The sequence below is a fragment of the Myroides sp. DW712 genome, from assembly GCF_046557355.1.
GTDB lineage: Bacteria > Bacteroidota > Bacteroidia > Flavobacteriales > Flavobacteriaceae > Flavobacterium.
The window spans coordinates 19088-33906 of the sequence record NZ_JBKFDO010000002.1; the positions used below are offsets into that span (position 1 = coordinate 19088).

Annotated in this window: 14 protein-coding genes; 11 read left to right on the forward strand and 3 right to left on the reverse strand. The window is 36.7% G+C overall.

From position 1 onward, the window contains the following. Positions 1–83 precede the first annotated feature (83 nt). A complete protein-coding gene (recA, locus tag ACLJX0_RS01680) occupies positions 84–1088 on the reverse strand; it encodes a recombinase RecA (protein ID WP_410877923.1) in 1005 nt (334 codons plus the stop codon). Positions 1089–1516: 428 nt separating this feature from the next. Between recA and ACLJX0_RS01685 the strand changes: the two genes are divergently transcribed. The 10 genes from ACLJX0_RS01685 (at position 1517) to ACLJX0_RS01730 (ending at position 11796) form a co-directional block, all read left to right on the forward strand. Next, positions 1517–3490, forward strand: coding sequence for a KUP/HAK/KT family potassium transporter (locus ACLJX0_RS01685; RefSeq protein WP_410877925.1), 1974 nt, complete (start codon positions 1517–1519; stop codon positions 3488–3490). 162 nt (positions 3491–3652) lie between these two features. After that, positions 3653–5011 (forward strand): rhodanese-related sulfurtransferase, encoded by a 1359-nt coding sequence (locus ACLJX0_RS01690; protein ID WP_410877927.1) that lies wholly within the window; start codon positions 3653–3655, stop codon positions 5009–5011. Positions 5012–5024: 13 nt separating this feature from the next. After that, positions 5025–6269: a peptidase U32 family protein gene (locus ACLJX0_RS01695; protein ID WP_410877929.1), complete on the forward strand. Its 1245-nt coding sequence runs from the start codon at positions 5025–5027 to the stop codon at positions 6267–6269. Continuing rightward, positions 6266–6496 carry a ferredoxin gene (locus ACLJX0_RS01700; protein WP_410877931.1) on the forward strand — a complete coding sequence of 77 codons (231 nt, stop codon included), beginning with the start codon at positions 6266–6268 and terminating at the stop codon, positions 6494–6496. The genes ACLJX0_RS01695 and ACLJX0_RS01700 overlap by 4 nt, the downstream gene beginning before the upstream one ends. 3 nt (positions 6497–6499) lie before the next feature. Further along, entirely contained in the window at positions 6500–6853 is a 354-nt protein-coding gene (locus ACLJX0_RS01705) for an arsenate reductase family protein (RefSeq protein WP_410877932.1), read from the forward strand. Positions 6854–7363: 510 nt separating this feature from the next. Then, positions 7364–8212 carry a YicC/YloC family endoribonuclease gene (locus ACLJX0_RS01710; RefSeq protein ID WP_410878292.1) on the forward strand — a complete coding sequence of 283 codons (849 nt, stop codon included), beginning with the start codon at positions 7364–7366 and terminating at the stop codon, positions 8210–8212. Between the two features lie 17 nt (positions 8213–8229). Then, positions 8230–8799, forward strand: coding sequence for a guanylate kinase (gmk, locus tag ACLJX0_RS01715; protein WP_410877934.1), 570 nt, complete (start codon positions 8230–8232; stop codon positions 8797–8799). A gap of 6 nt (positions 8800–8805) precedes the next feature. Then, positions 8806–9393 carry a nicotinate (nicotinamide) nucleotide adenylyltransferase gene (gene nadD, locus ACLJX0_RS01720; RefSeq protein ID WP_410877935.1) on the forward strand — a complete coding sequence of 196 codons (588 nt, stop codon included), beginning with the start codon at positions 8806–8808 and terminating at the stop codon, positions 9391–9393. 221 nt (positions 9394–9614) lie between these two features. Continuing rightward, positions 9615–10610 carry an NAD(P)H-dependent glycerol-3-phosphate dehydrogenase gene (locus ACLJX0_RS01725; protein ID WP_410877936.1) on the forward strand — a complete coding sequence of 332 codons (996 nt, stop codon included), beginning with the start codon at positions 9615–9617 and terminating at the stop codon, positions 10608–10610. Between the two features lie 202 nt (positions 10611–10812). Next, positions 10813–11796: a TerC/Alx family metal homeostasis membrane protein gene (locus tag ACLJX0_RS01730; RefSeq protein WP_410877938.1), complete on the forward strand. Its 984-nt coding sequence runs from the start codon at positions 10813–10815 to the stop codon at positions 11794–11796. Positions 11797–12193: 397 nt separating this feature from the next. On the opposite strand, the gene ACLJX0_RS01735 is transcribed toward ACLJX0_RS01730, so the two are convergent. Further along, a complete protein-coding gene (locus ACLJX0_RS01735; protein WP_410877940.1) occupies positions 12194–12607 on the reverse strand; it encodes a c-type cytochrome in 414 nt (137 codons plus the stop codon). Between the two features lie 89 nt (positions 12608–12696). Next, positions 12697–13107 carry a hypothetical protein gene (locus tag ACLJX0_RS01740; protein ID WP_410877942.1) on the reverse strand — a complete coding sequence of 137 codons (411 nt, stop codon included), beginning with the start codon at positions 13105–13107 and terminating at the stop codon, positions 12697–12699. A gap of 240 nt (positions 13108–13347) precedes the next feature. On the opposite strand from ACLJX0_RS01740, the gene ACLJX0_RS01745 reads away from it, so the two are divergent. After that, positions 13348–14817, forward strand: a complete 1470-nt coding sequence (locus tag ACLJX0_RS01745) for a DUF5687 family protein (protein ID WP_410877943.1) — start codon at positions 13348–13350, stop codon at positions 14815–14817. The last annotated feature ends 2 nt before the right edge of the window (positions 14818–14819 follow it).

The window sequence follows — 14819 nt, forward strand, 5'->3', positions numbered from 1 at the left end:
TGCTGGTGTGACCAGAAATAAAGAGATAAAAAAGAGCCGCAAATTCGCTTGAATTGCGGCTCTTTTTGGTGTGGAAACTCAAATTAAGCTTCTCTATTTTTAATTTCTTCTTTGATTTTTAGTTCTAATTCCTCCATTAACTCTGGATTGTCTTTAATCAATGATTTTACAGCGTCTCTTCCTTGTCCTAGTTTTGTATCACCATAGCTGAACCAAGATCCGCTTTTCTTCACGATTTCATAGTCTACTGCTAAGTCTAGCACCTCTCCAACTTTGGAAACTCCTTCACCATACATAATATCAAATTCTGCTGTACGGAAAGGAGGGGCAACTTTGTTCTTTACAATTTTAACCTTGGTACGGTTTCCAATAACATGTTCACCATCTTTGATTTGCGTAGAGCGACGAATGTCAATACGAACCGAAGCGTAGAATTTTAAGGCATTACCTCCCGTTGTTGTTTCAGGGCTACCAAACATAACCCCAATTTTATCTCTCAATTGGTTAATGAAAAATACCGTACAGTTGGTTTTGCTAATGGTAGAAGTTAATTTTCTCAAGGCTTGAGACATTAAACGCGCGTGTAGCCCCATTTTAGAATCTCCCATATCGCCTTCAATTTCTCCTTTTGGCGTTAATGCCGCCACTGAGTCAATCACCACAATGTCAATTGCTCCAGAACGAATTAAGTTCTCTGCAATTTCCAAGGCTTGTTCCCCATTGTCAGGTTGAGAAATGATTAAGTTGTCAATATCAACGCCTAATTTCTGTGCATAAAAACGATCAAAAGCGTGCTCCGCATCAATAAATGCTGCAATCCCACCTGCCTTTTGTGCTTCGGCAATGGCGTGTAAAGTTAAGGTCGTCTTACCCGAAGATTCTGGTCCATAAATCTCTATGATTCGTCCTCTTGGATATCCATTTACTCCTAAAGCTAAGTCAACACCTAATGAACCTGAAGAAATAACTTCAACTTCTTCTACAGCGGTATCACCTAGTTTCATTACCGTTCCTTTTCCATAGGTCTTGTCTAACTTATCTAATGTAAGCTGTAAGGCTTTCAATTTAGCTTCTTTATCTGCACTCATTTTTTTTGAAATATTGATTCTTAACTGATGTAAAAATAAGATAAAAAAACAAGAGAAAACGGATGAAATGAAATTATGCTACAAATTGTAGCAAAAATACTGTTTTTTATTGCTCTGTTTCTGTCTTGGTGTCTTCGCTAAAGGTACTGTCCAAGCGTGAATCTAGTTTTTTATTGTGTTTGGTGATTTTTTTAGGAAACTATTGTGATAAAATGCGATTTTATATCTGTCTTTTTTTTATCATAATGATAGGGGCTGTATGAAAAAAATAAAAATAGAAGCCTATACTGTAGAAATTCTTTGTCAAGTTGGGGTTTGATTGTAAATTTCATATTCATTTTAGTTTTTGTATTGGCTTAGTTTATACCTTTGTATGGAATTAGGCCGTCAAGTAAACGGGATGTAATGATCTAAAATCTTATTTTGTGATGTCACAATCAAAATCAACGCATATTGATCGCGTATCGCTGGGTACGCTTTTAGTTACTTTGGGCATTATCTATGGTGATATTGGAACTTCACCACTCTATGTGATGAAAGCTATTATGGGGAGAGCTATTATCCAAGAAGAAGTGGTTCTAGGCGCTATTTCTTGTGTATTTTGGACGCTTACGTTGCAAACCACAGTCAAATATGTTTTTTTGACCTTAAAGGCTGATAACAATGGAGAAGGAGGAATTTTTTCCCTATTTACCTTGGTGAAAAAACTCAAAAAACCTTGGCTCATCGTACCAGCCATTATTGGTGGGAGTGCTCTCCTAGCGGATGGTATTATTACGCCTCCGATTTCTATTTCATCGGCCGTTGAAGGACTGAAAATTTACCAACCAGAGCTGGCTACGATTCCCATTGTAATAGGAATCTTAGTCGGAATTTTCTTTATTCAACAGTTCGGAACTAAAACCATTGGTCGCTTTTTTGGTCCGATGATGATGATCTGGTTTTTGATGCTGGGTATTTTAGGTTTTAGTCACTTAATTGATAATCTTAGTGTGTTGAGAGCCTTAAATCCTTACTATGCCTTTCACCTGTTAACCATCCATTCGGAAGGATATTTGGTTTTGGGTTTTGTATTTTTGTGTACCACAGGAGCTGAAGCACTATACAGCGATTTAGGTCATTGTGGAATTAAGAATATCCGAATCAGTTGGATGTTTGTGAAGACCATGTTAGTCTTAAGTTACTTTGGACAAGGAGCCTTGTTGATTGAACATGCGGGGGTAACCTTAATGGATCTAACACCAAATTCTAATCAACCTGCGAATCCGTTTTATTTGGTGATGCCGGATTGGTTCTTACCGTTTGGAATTGGCATTGCAACGATTGCTGCCGTTATTGCTTCTCAAGCTTTGATTAGCGGTTCTTTTACTTTAATAAACGAAGCCATTCGATTGAATTTATGGCCTAAAATACGCGTAAAATTCCCAACCAATATCCGCGGTCAATTGTATATCCCGTCTATTAACTTCCTCTTGTTTATTGGTTGTGTCTTTGTCGTACTCCACTTTAAAGAATCAGGTAATATGGAAGCAGCTTACGGATTAGCGATTACGCTGTGTATGATCATGACTACTATTTTATTGGGGTATTTCATGGTGTTGAAGCGCGTGCCTATTATCATTATTATTTTGGTGGAAATTGTTTACTTGACGATTGAAGTGTCCTTTTTTATTTCCAATGTGCAAAAATTCTCTCATGGAGGCTATGTCACAGTTATTATTGCGGGAATATTAGCTTCTGTGATGACGGTAAATTACCTCGGAAAAAAAATCAGACGCAACTATACCGATCTAGTGAATATTACGGACTATCAAGAGATCTTGACCGATTTAAGTCAGGATCATACCATGCCAAAGTATGTGACAAATCTCGTGTATTTAACCAATGCGTATAATCCATCTAAAGTAGAGTATAAGGCCATGTTTTCCATTATCAATCGCCGTCCCAAACGAGCAGATAATTATTGGTTTGTTCACGTTAATGTTGTAGACGAACCCTATAAATTGGAATATAAAGTTGTGAAATACGGAGCCAATCAAAATATTCTGCGCATTGATTTTTATCTCGGGTTCCGAAATGAACAACGCATCAATGTATTGATGAAACAAGTGGTGACCGAATTGATGCTAGAGGGAGAAATTGACATTACTACGCGCTATGAATCCCTGCATAAGATCGATGCAATCGGTGACTTTGAGTACGTATTAATTGAAAAAGAGCTGTCGTATGACAATGATCTACCCATGAAAGAGAAAATCATTCTCGACCTCTATGATTTCCTGAAAAAGATATCACTCTCAGAAGAAAAGGCCTTTGGTTTGGATAGTAGTGCCGTAAAAGTGGAGCGTTTTCCACTGATTATTAATCCAATTGAGGACTTGCCTTTGAAACGTTTAGAATAAAAAGGTATAATTTTGTAAAGAACTGATGTGTAGTAATATACGTTAGTTTTTTGTTTTAGGGTATTTGTTTTTTAAATCAAAAGCGTATCTTTGTCCTTTGAAATTCTTCCATTTAGAATTTCATTTCGTTTTTTTATTTATCTACACTTAAACTTATATAGCATGCAACTGTATAACACATTAAGCGCAGAAGAAAGAGCAGAACTTATTGCACAAGCTGGAGAAAACCGCTTGACTTTGTCTTTCTATGCGTATGCCAAAATCGAAAATCCACAACAATTTAGAGATGATTTATTCCTCGCATGGGATGCGTTAGATGCCTTAGGTCGTACCTACGTGGCTCATGAGGGAATCAATGCCCAAATGTCTGTACCTGCATCGAAATTCGAAGCATTTAGAGAAACGTTAGAGGCCTATGATTTCATGAAGGGCATTCGCCTGAATGTTGCGGTAGAGCAAGACGACTTGTCTTTCTTAAAACTAACTGTAAAAGTTAGAAACAAAATCGTTGCTGACGGATTAAACGACAGCACTTTTGATGTAACCAACAAAGGAATTCACCTGAGAGCAAAAGAGTTTAATCAATTGTTAGAAGATCCCAATACGGTAGTGGTAGATTTCCGCAATCACTATGAAAGTGAAGTAGGACATTTCGTTGGGGCGATTACCCCTGATGTAGATACCTTCCGTGAATCCTTGCCTATTATTAAAGATCAATTGGAAGAAATCAAAGAGGAGAAAAATTTATTGATGTATTGTACAGGAGGGATTCGCTGTGAGAAAGCTTCGGCTTATTTTAAACACCACGGATTCAAAAATGTTTACCAGTTAGAGGGAGGAATTATTGAATATACGCGTCAAGTGAAAGACGAAGGGTTAGAAAGTAAATTTATTGGAAAAAACTTCGTATTTGACCACCGTTTAGGAGAGCGTATTACAGATGATGTAATTGCCAATTGCCACCAATGTGGAAAGCCTTGTGATGTACACGTAAATTGTGCAAACGAAGCCTGTCATTTGTTATTTATTCAATGTGATGAATGTGCAGAAAAAATGCATGGTTGTTGTTCAAATGAATGTTTGGACATTATTCAATTGCCAGAAGAAGAACAAAAACGCTTGAGAAAAGGGGTTCAAAAAGGAAATTTAATTTTCAAAAAAGGACGTTCGGAATCACTAAAGTTCAAAAAAGACGTAGAGGATGGCGCGCCTATTCAACCCGTTAAGGTGAGTACAGTGACTCAAATCCGCAAAAAACAGGTGGAGCGTAAACAATTAGTCGGTACGGTACAACACTATTTTACCAAGGCGAGTGTAGGACAATTTTTGTTGGACAAAGCGGTGAAGTTGGGGGATAAAATAGCCATTATTGGCCCTACAACAGGAGATGAACGCTTAACATTGGAAAAAATGTTAGTGAATGGACAAGAGGTTGCTGTGGCACAAGCAGGTGATCGTATGACGATGGAGGTAGACTTCCGCGTGCGTAAAAACGATCAAATCTTTAAAATTTTAGATTAAAAATAAATAAGCTATGACAGTTTCAGGAAGAGTTGAATTGATGGCTCCCGCTGGAAACTTCGAATCATTGCAAGCTGCAATTGACAACGGAGCAGATTCAGTGTACTTTGGAGTAGATCAATTGAATATGCGTGCACGTTCAACGGTTAATTTCTCAGTAGATGATTTACCCGAAATTGCTAGACGTTGTAAAGCCAAAAATGTACGGACCTATTTGACATTGAACACAATCATTTACGATCATGATTTGTCCGTGGTAAAAACCTTGCTCAATAAAGCAAAAGAAGCGGATTTGACGGCGGTCATTGCCTCAGATCAAGCCGTTATTGCTTCAGCTAGAGCCATTGGTTTGGAAGTGCATATTTCGACCCAATTGAATGTCACCAATATTGAAACTGTTAAGTTTTATAGCTTATTTGCTGATACCATTGTTTTATCACGTGAATTGAGTTTGCGTCAAGTAAAAAAAATTACAGAAGCCATCGAAAGAGAGCAGGTCAAAGGACCTTCAGGAAATTTAGTGGAGATTGAGATTTTTGGACATGGAGCCTTGTGTATGGCTGTATCAGGTAAGTGTTATTTGAGCTTGCATTCACATAATTCATCTGCAAACCGCGGGGCTTGCAAGCAGAACTGTAGAAAAAAATATACCGTTATTGATCAAGAAAGCGGTTTTGAAATTGAAATTGACAATGAATACATGATGTCCCCCAAAGATTTGTGTACGATTGATTTTCTTGATCAAGTAATTGATGCAGGAGCCAAAGTACTCAAAATTGAGGGAAGAGGACGAGCTCCAGAATATGTAGCGACTGTTATTCGCACTTATAGAGAGGCAATTGATGCCATTGCTCAAGGTACCTATAACAAGGAGAAAGTTGCGGAGTGGATGGTTGCTTTAGAAACAGTGTACAATCGCGGGTTTTGGAGTGGGTATTATCTGGGACAGAAATTAGGTGAATGGAGTGATAATCCAGGCAGTAATGCAACACAGAAGAAAGTATATGTAGGAAAAGCAGCACACTATTTTCAAAAAGCATCCATTGGTGAATTTAAAATCGAGGCCTACGATATTAAAGTAGGGGATCGTATTTTAATTACAGGTCCCAGTACAGGAGCCCAGGAATTGACAATCGAAACCTTATTTGTTAACGAGCAGCAAGCAGAAAAAGCAACCAAAGGAGATGATTGTACACTTAAATTACCATTTCGCGTGCGTTTATCCGATAAAATGTATAAAATTGTGACAGCAGAATGATTGTTATTACTTTACAGCGCGAAAAGTGTATTGGGTGCAATTATTGCGTAGAAGTAGCACCGCAACAGTTTCAGATGTCGAAAAAGGATGGAAAAACAGTGCTCTTGCGCGCCATCAATACCAAGGGCTTTCACACGTTGAAATCTCCAGATTATACAATTTTGGAGGCTTGTGAACAAGCAGAAAAAATATGTCCTGTTCATATTATTAATGTAAAAGAAGTTTAAAGCATGAGAAAAATATATTATTTGAGTTCTTGTGATACGTGTAAGCGCATTTTGGGGCAAATTCCCGCGCTGGAAACATTTGAATTGCAAGACATCAAAAAAAATCCCTTGACTGTCACCCAGTTAGAAGAACTATACGCGGTTGTAGGAAGTTATGAAAAGCTCTTCAATAAACGCGCACAACTCTATAAATCAAGAGGATTAAAAGAGCAGCAACTAGAAGAAGAGGACTACAAAGAGCTAATTCTGGAACAGTACACCTTTCTAAATCGCCCAGTTATCGTCATTGATCAAGCGGTATTTGTTGGAAATAGCAAAAAAGTGGTAGAAGAAGCCATTGAAAAAGCAACAAAATAAAAAAATCGAAGTGAAAACTTCGATTTTTTATTTTGTAAAGTGCTGTATTTTAGGTTGTTGAAAAATAATTTCGTTTTTTATTAAAAATAAATGTGACCAAATGAGAAAGCAGTTGTCTTAATAATGAAAAAGGGAATAATTGCTATGAAGTTTTTCAAGATTTAATAAGAAGAAAATTTACGCTATACTGGTTTGGAATTTTAATTGTTTATTAAGGGGTTCAATCAGAAAGAAAAGCCAGTATAGTTTTTTATTAAAGGAGAAAAATTGCTATTGAAAAAGAACATTTTTATTTCATAATAGTAGGAAAGTTGAGAATACTTAACGTAGTTAAAGATTGGTTTGTTTTAAAAAAAGTTACAGTTAAGTACAACGTTGGTTTGAAAAAGAGAAGCTTAGGCTTCTCTTTTTTTAGTTTACAGTTAACGGTTAACTGAACCGTCAACCGTCAACCGTTCACCATTTTTTCTTACCTTTGCAGTCATTATCTAGAAGAATATGATACATTCAATGACGGGGTTTGGTAAAGCATGTTTACAATTACCCACAAAAAAAATCACAATCGAAGTGAAGTCACTTAATAGTAAAAACTTAGATTTAAACGTGCGTTTACCTTTAAGTTATAGAGAAAAAGAGTTGGCTTTGCGCAATCAAATTGCTTTAGAGCTAGAACGTGGAAAAGTAGATTTCTCTTTGTTTTGCGAGATTACTGCAGAAGAAACATCGAGTAAAATTAACGCTCCAATCGTATTGGCGTACATTGAGCAAATGAAGGCGATTATTCCAAATGCAGATGCAACGGAATTGATGAAAATGGCGGTTCGTATGCCTGACGCATTGAAAGTAGAACGCAATGATTTTGATGAAGCAGAATGGAAGGAAATTGAAGTTGTGATTAAGGAAGCGATTCAAAATATGAAGGCCTTTCGCGTGAGTGAAGGAAAATCACTAGAGGACGACTTTAGAGCGCGTATTGGCAATATTTTCTCCTATATGGAACAAGTTTCTCTTTTAGATAAAGAACGCATTGTAAGTGTAAAAGAACGCCTGCGTACGAATTTGATGGAATTACAATTAACTATTGATGAGAATCGCTTCGAGCAGGAGGTGATTTACTACCTTGAAAAATTGGATATTACCGAAGAAAAAGTGCGTTTAGCTAAACATTTAGACTACTTTTTAGAAACGTTGAGTGGAAATGAAGCCAACGGTAGAAAATTAGGTTTTATTGCACAAGAAATGGGAAGAGAGATTAATACGATGGGTTCTAAATCCAACCATGCAGAAATGCAACAAATTGTGGTTCGAATGAAAGATGAGTTGGAAAAAATTAAAGAACAGGTATTAAACGTATTGTAAAGACAACACAACATCATATGAATAAAGGGAAATTAATCGTTTTTTCGGCTCCTTCTGGATCGGGAAAAACGACCATTGTACGCCATTTATTAGCACAAGAGGATTTGAATCTTGATTTTTCTATTTCTTGTACGTCGCGTGAAGCTAGAACAGGAGAAGAGCATGGCAAAGATTATTACTTTCTTTCGTTAGAAGACTTTAAGCAGCACATTAAAAATGATGATTTCTTAGAGTGGGAAGAAGTGTATCGCGATAATTTTTATGGTACGTTAAAGGCAGAAGTAGAGCGCATTTGGGCCATGGGCAAAAATGTTATCTTTGATATTGACGTAGCGGGAGGATTGCGTATTAAGCGCAAATTCCCAGAAGAAACGTTGGCTGTTTTTGTGAAACCACCGAGCATTGATGAGTTGAAAATTCGCTTGAAGAAGCGTTCAACGGAAAGTGAAGATAAAATCAATATGCGCATTGCCAAAGCATCCGTAGAGCTGGCAACAGCACCTCAGTTTGATACAATTATCAAAAATTACGATTTAGATACAGCCAAAGAAGAGGCCTATCAACTGGTGCGTAACTTTGTAAAATAGAGGCACATGAAAATTGGCTTGTATTTCGGAACCTTTAATCCCGTGCATATTGGACATGTAGTGATTGCGAATCACCTGGTGCAATACACCGATTTGGATGAGGTGTGGATGGTAGTAACGCCCCATAATCCTCTAAAGAAGAAGAAGGGGTTACTCGAAGACTTTCACCGCTTACACTTGGTTAATCTCGCAACGGCAGATTACGATTATATTCGCGCTTCAGATATTGAATTTAACTTGCCTCAACCCAATTATACCGTCAATACGATGGTCTATTTGCACGAGCGTTTTCCCAAGCATGAATTCGCTTTAATCATGGGAGAGGATAATTTGGATTCTTTGCCGAAGTGGAAGAATTATGAAGTATTGCTGGAGGAGTATAGGATTTATGTCTACCCGCGTGTCGATCACAAGCGAATAGAAGAAAGTTCTCTTATGCAACATCCTCATGTTATACGGGTAGAACATGCGCCCATTATGGAAATCTCAGCTACTTTCATTCGTACTGCGATCAAAGAAGGAAAGAATGTACAACCTTTACTAGATAAAGAGGTGTGGAAGTATATCGATCACAATCTTTTTTATAAAAAATAGAAAAATTACAAAAGGGCTGTTTAACAGCTCTTTTGTTTTGTTATACCCTTAGCGTATAAGGGTATTAATAAATTGCTAGTATATAACCGAACAAGGTATATTTTTGCATAGCATACAATTAAATGAAGTAAAAGTCTTAGAACTATAACGTATTGTTTACCGTTTTTCAATTGTTTGCATTAAGTTTTTTAGTTACTTTTGACAAGTTATAAGCTAAAATTATGAGTGATTATCCAAAGTTTGCAGTAATTGGGGGAGGAAGTTGGGCGACAGCTATTGTGAAAATGTTGAGTGAGAATCTACAGCAGATTGCATGGTACATGAGAAATGAAAATGCGATAGAAGAAATTAAGGTAAACCATCACAATCCTAATTATTTGAGCTCTGTTGAGTTTGATATCAAGCAGTTGTTGTTGACCAATGATATTAATAAGGCTGTTTCCTATGCTGATTACGTTATTTTTGCCATTCCGTCGGCTTTCTTAAGCGAAGAAATGGAACAACTCTACGTAAGTTTAGAAAATAAAGTAGTTATTTCGGCAATCAAGGGAATTATTCCAGAAACGAGTCTTATTGTAGGCGAACATTTCCATCAAACGTATGGGGTTTCGTATGATAATATTGCGGTGATAACTGGACCTTGTCATGCGGAAGAAGTAGCCCTAGAACGTCTGTCTTATTTGACGATTGCTTGTCGAAACGAAGAACATGCTAAAGTCATTGAGAACTGTATCAGTAGCCATTACATCAAGGTGAAGGTAACGGATGATATCATTGGAACCGAATATGCCGCTGTACTCAAAAATATTTATGCTATTGCTTGCGGAATGGCACATGGGTTGGGATATGGCGATAACTTTCAGGCGCTTTTGATGAGTAATGCTATTCGGGAGATGAAGAAATTTATTAAAAAAGTGCACCACATGAAGCGCAATATCAATAATTCAGCCTACTTAGGCGATTTATTGGTTACGGGCTATTCGCTCTTCTCGCGTAACCGAATGTTTGGGAATATGATTGGCAAGGGATATACGGTAAAATCGGCACAAATGGAAATGAATATGGTTGCTGAGGGGTATTACGCGACAAAGAGCGCGTATGAACTCAATGCGCAATACGGAGCTAAAACACCGATTATCAATGCAGTATATGATATTTTATACAACGGAAAAGACCCAAAGAAAACGTTTCGAAAGTTGACAGAAAAATTAGATTAAAAAAGTATAAAAAAGACCGTTTACGGTTATTTTCTCGCTTAAAGCAATGTAATGAGCTGATAAACAGTTTTTTATGTTGCTTTTTTTGTTTCTATTAAAAATTAAAAAATAGTCGTAAATTGTTGATATATACTCCATTACGAGACTTTCTCTTGGGGAAAAATATAGGATGTAGCTTTGTGCTGTTAAAAAAACAAATAGAATGGATCATTTAATTAATCACCCTGACCTGTTGGCTGTTTTTGGAATTGTAGTTGTTGTTATGCTTTTGTTGGATTTAGGTGTGTTCAATCGGAATAGCCATGTTGTCTCAACGAAAGAAGCGTTAACCTGGACCGTCGTATGGATTGGTTTAGCCATGGTATTCAGTGGTGTTATCTATTACTACATGGACTTTGAAAATTTTGCGCGCTTCCAATCAGCTTATTGGATCGAAAAAGCCCTGTCCATAGATAACCTCTTTGTGTTTATCTTGGTTTTTACCTTCTTTAAAGTACCCAAAGAACTACATCATCGGGTATTATTTTGGGGAATTATCGGCGCTTTAGTGTTTCGAGCAATCTTTATTTTTGCAGGAGTTGAGTTAATTAATCATACCTATTTGCCTGCTTTTGAATTGTTTGGACAACAGGTCGAAATTAATGTGGTACTGACAATTTTCGGGATTTTTTTACTAGTTTCTGGAATCAAATCTTGGTTCGCCAAAGACGATCATAGCGAAGAGCAAGATTTATCAAAAAACTTTGCGGTCCGCATGGTGCATAAATTCTTTAAAGTAAGTGATGATTATGATGGCGATAAGTTCTTTACCGTTAAGAACGGAATAAAAATGGTAACACCGCTTTTTGTTGCCTTGATGGTGATTGAATTTACAGATTTAGTATTTGCTGTGGATAGTATTCCTGCTATTTTTGCGATTGCGCCTGATGATCCTTTTATCTTGTATACCTCAAATATTTTTGCGATTTTAGGGTTGCGTTCGCTTTATTTCTTATTGGCTAATTTCATGGATAAATTCTCCAAATTGAAATACGGGTTAGCAATTATTTTATCGTTTATCGGAGTGAAGATGATTATCTCGCCATTTGTTCATATTGAATCCCTAGTTTCTCTAGCAGTTATTGCAAGTGTATTAGTCTTGTCGGTTGTGTTATCGTTGTTATTTCCACCGAAAAAAGAAGCCTAAAAAGCTAAGTGAATTCCATACAAAAGCAAAGGACTAAAAAGAAAATAGGATAAGCTTATTTTGTCTCTTAGTTGGTTGTAGCGGATTAAAAAACAAAAACAGCAGCGAAAACGAGTACTTGTTTTTGTCAGGAAAATAGCAAGGTGAGAGGATGGCTAACATTTCTTTTAGGTGAGTCCATACTCAGTCCATAGTGACTCCATAGTGAGTCCATTAAAAAGAAGGTTTTCTATAGACTGAGTATGGATGCATTATACTAGCAGTATCGTGATAATATACAGTAGGTGAACAGTTGACCAGTAATGAGGAACTGTACAAAATAAAAGCGAGTGTCCCAAAAGGTCACCCGCTTTGTTCTTTAGGTTATTTCATTAACGGATTACGATTCAACTTGTATTTATTTCGTAGCGCTAGTATTTCCTCTGTGACACATGGTACAAGTTACCACGTTGATGTTTTCTGGATTTGGATCATTTTCCCAATTGAAATGCTCTGCGTTAATTTTACGCGTCATCACAATCATGTGTCGTGCAAATTCTTTTTCTTTTTTCGCATCTGAAGCAAAGTCTAACCCCTCTTTTCCTTCTGCGGGTGCATGACAATAGCTACATTTTACACCGAGTGCTTTATTATACCCTTTCATGAGGCTTTCTAAATCTTCTTTAGAAATGTCTTTTGGAAGCACGGTTAAATTTTTCCATTCACCAGGTTCTACTGTAGTTTCTGTTACCGTCGTCGTGTTCTTGAACGAAAGTAAACTAATCATCAAGCCTAAAAAGCCGATTACAATTCCTGTGTTTTTTAGTTTCATATCTTTTCACAATTTTGGTTGGTGAACTAAGATAGGTAAACTCACATTTGGAATTAGTATAAATTAGGACGCACTTATTTGGAGTTTCCTTACTTTATAGCAGTAATTCCGTTTTTGTCTGCGTAATCTAACTTGTTTAAGGTAGCGTCATTAATGCTATTTGCAGGAAAAACAAAATTTTTATCGTACAGTTTACCCCCTTGAAAATAGCTCAACATAAACGTATTGTCTAAGGCGAAAATAGCTTCATCTAGCAGCTCTATTTTAATAGCTTCTCCAGCGGCTAGTAAGGGAAAAGCATGTCTGAAAATACTCGATGTTTTTTTCTCTCCATTAACTTCTCCTTCTGCTTTAGATACAATCAATATGGCCTCAATGGGCGCTGTACTGTTATTAAACAAATAAGCGTACCAAGCGTCTTGTAAAAAATCTTCATTATACTCTTTAACCACTGCAATTTCTACTGCCGTTACTTGTGGTATTTCGATGTCTTTTTTCATGCGAATAAAATTTATGCAAAGATAAAATTATTTCTACGATTCTACTTTTTGTTTTTTTATAATCAAGGTTTGGCCTGAAATTTGTATAATCTAAATTAATAATGATAGTTTTTTGGTTTTAGTTTTGAAAAAGGCCTTTCACTTGACAGAGTGGAAGGTTTTTTTATAGCGATAAAAATACATTGTAACGTTTTGAGTCAATACTCTACTAACTGGAGTAACAACAAAAAAACTGATATAATGTATGAATGGTTTATCACTTTAGAACATAAACGTTTAGCCAGAGGAAACAAGAGTAATATGGATGTTGTCGTTCTTGTTTTTAAATGGTTGGCTATTATTTACTTTGGATGCATGATGCTACTTGCGGGTATTGCAGCCTATCAAGGGATGCAAGAGTACTTTGCTGAAGTAACACCGATTGAAAGCGTAAGTCGATATTTGATTTACTATTTTGCAATAGAACTAATGTTTCGATTTTTCTTTCAAAAAGGCCCAGTAGCGAGTATAAAACCTTTTCTGGTTCTCAATATTCCTCGAACGAAGATTGTCACTTTTTATGTAGGAAAAACCTTTTTGAGTGCATTTAATATTTTGCAACTATTTTTCCTTATTCCCTTCGCCATTGTGGCGCTTACTCATGGTGAAAGTTGGATGGCCGTTGTAAGCTGGAGTTTAGCTGTTTATTGTATTGTCTTTATGATGCATTGTATAACGATTTTAATGCAGGCTTATGCGCCTGTTTTCTATGGCGTTATTGGAGCTGTAGCGCTGTGTTTTGGATTGCAGTACTACGATATCGTCGACCCTACTTTATATACACAGTATTTGTACGTCGTGGCTTATCAATACCCGCTCAGTTTACTGGCCTATGTATTAATACTAGCAGGACTTATTTGGTGTACACATCGCTTCTTTGTTCATCGTTTGTATTTGGATAATTTAGAAAAGGTAAATATTAAGGAAGGAATCGCTTTAGAAATGAGCTGGTTGGATCGATTTGGTCGATATGCTAGTTTCTTGCGCAATGATATTCGCTTGATTGTCCGAAATAAAAGAGCTAGAGTGACGGTATTGATGAGCGTGTTCTTCTTATTCTATGGCGTTTTTATGTTTAATACCTCTGGGAAAGAAGCAATCCCTGCGGCATTTTCGGTTTTTCTGGCTTTCTTTTCTACGGGAGGGTTTTTAATGCTATTTGGGCAATATGTGCCGAGTTGGGACTCGTCTTATTATCCTTTACTGATGACACAAAATGTATTGTACCGCGATTACTTGATGTCGAAATGGTTAATTATTGCCTTGGGAACTTTCGTTTCTACTCTGTTGTGTTGCTTCTATATTTTTGTGAACATGCAGCTGTTTTACTTAATGTTAGCCATGGGGATTTTCAACATTGGCATTAATGGTTATTTTGTGCTTTGGGGAGGTGCGTATCTCAAAACACCCATGGATCTAACTGCAGCAAAGAATGTATTTGGCGATAAAAATGCGTTTAACCTTCGCGTCATGCTCATTAGTTTTCCTAAAATGGTATTGCCTATTCTCTTTTATTTTATTGGATCCCTTATTTATCCGTTTTGGGGAGGATTTGTTTTGCTAATTCTCATTGGATTAGCAGGAATATTCCTGTATTCTTACGTATTCCAGTTTATAGAAAAAATTTATATCCGTGAAAAATATGCAGCTATAGCTGCTTATAAAAAATAATA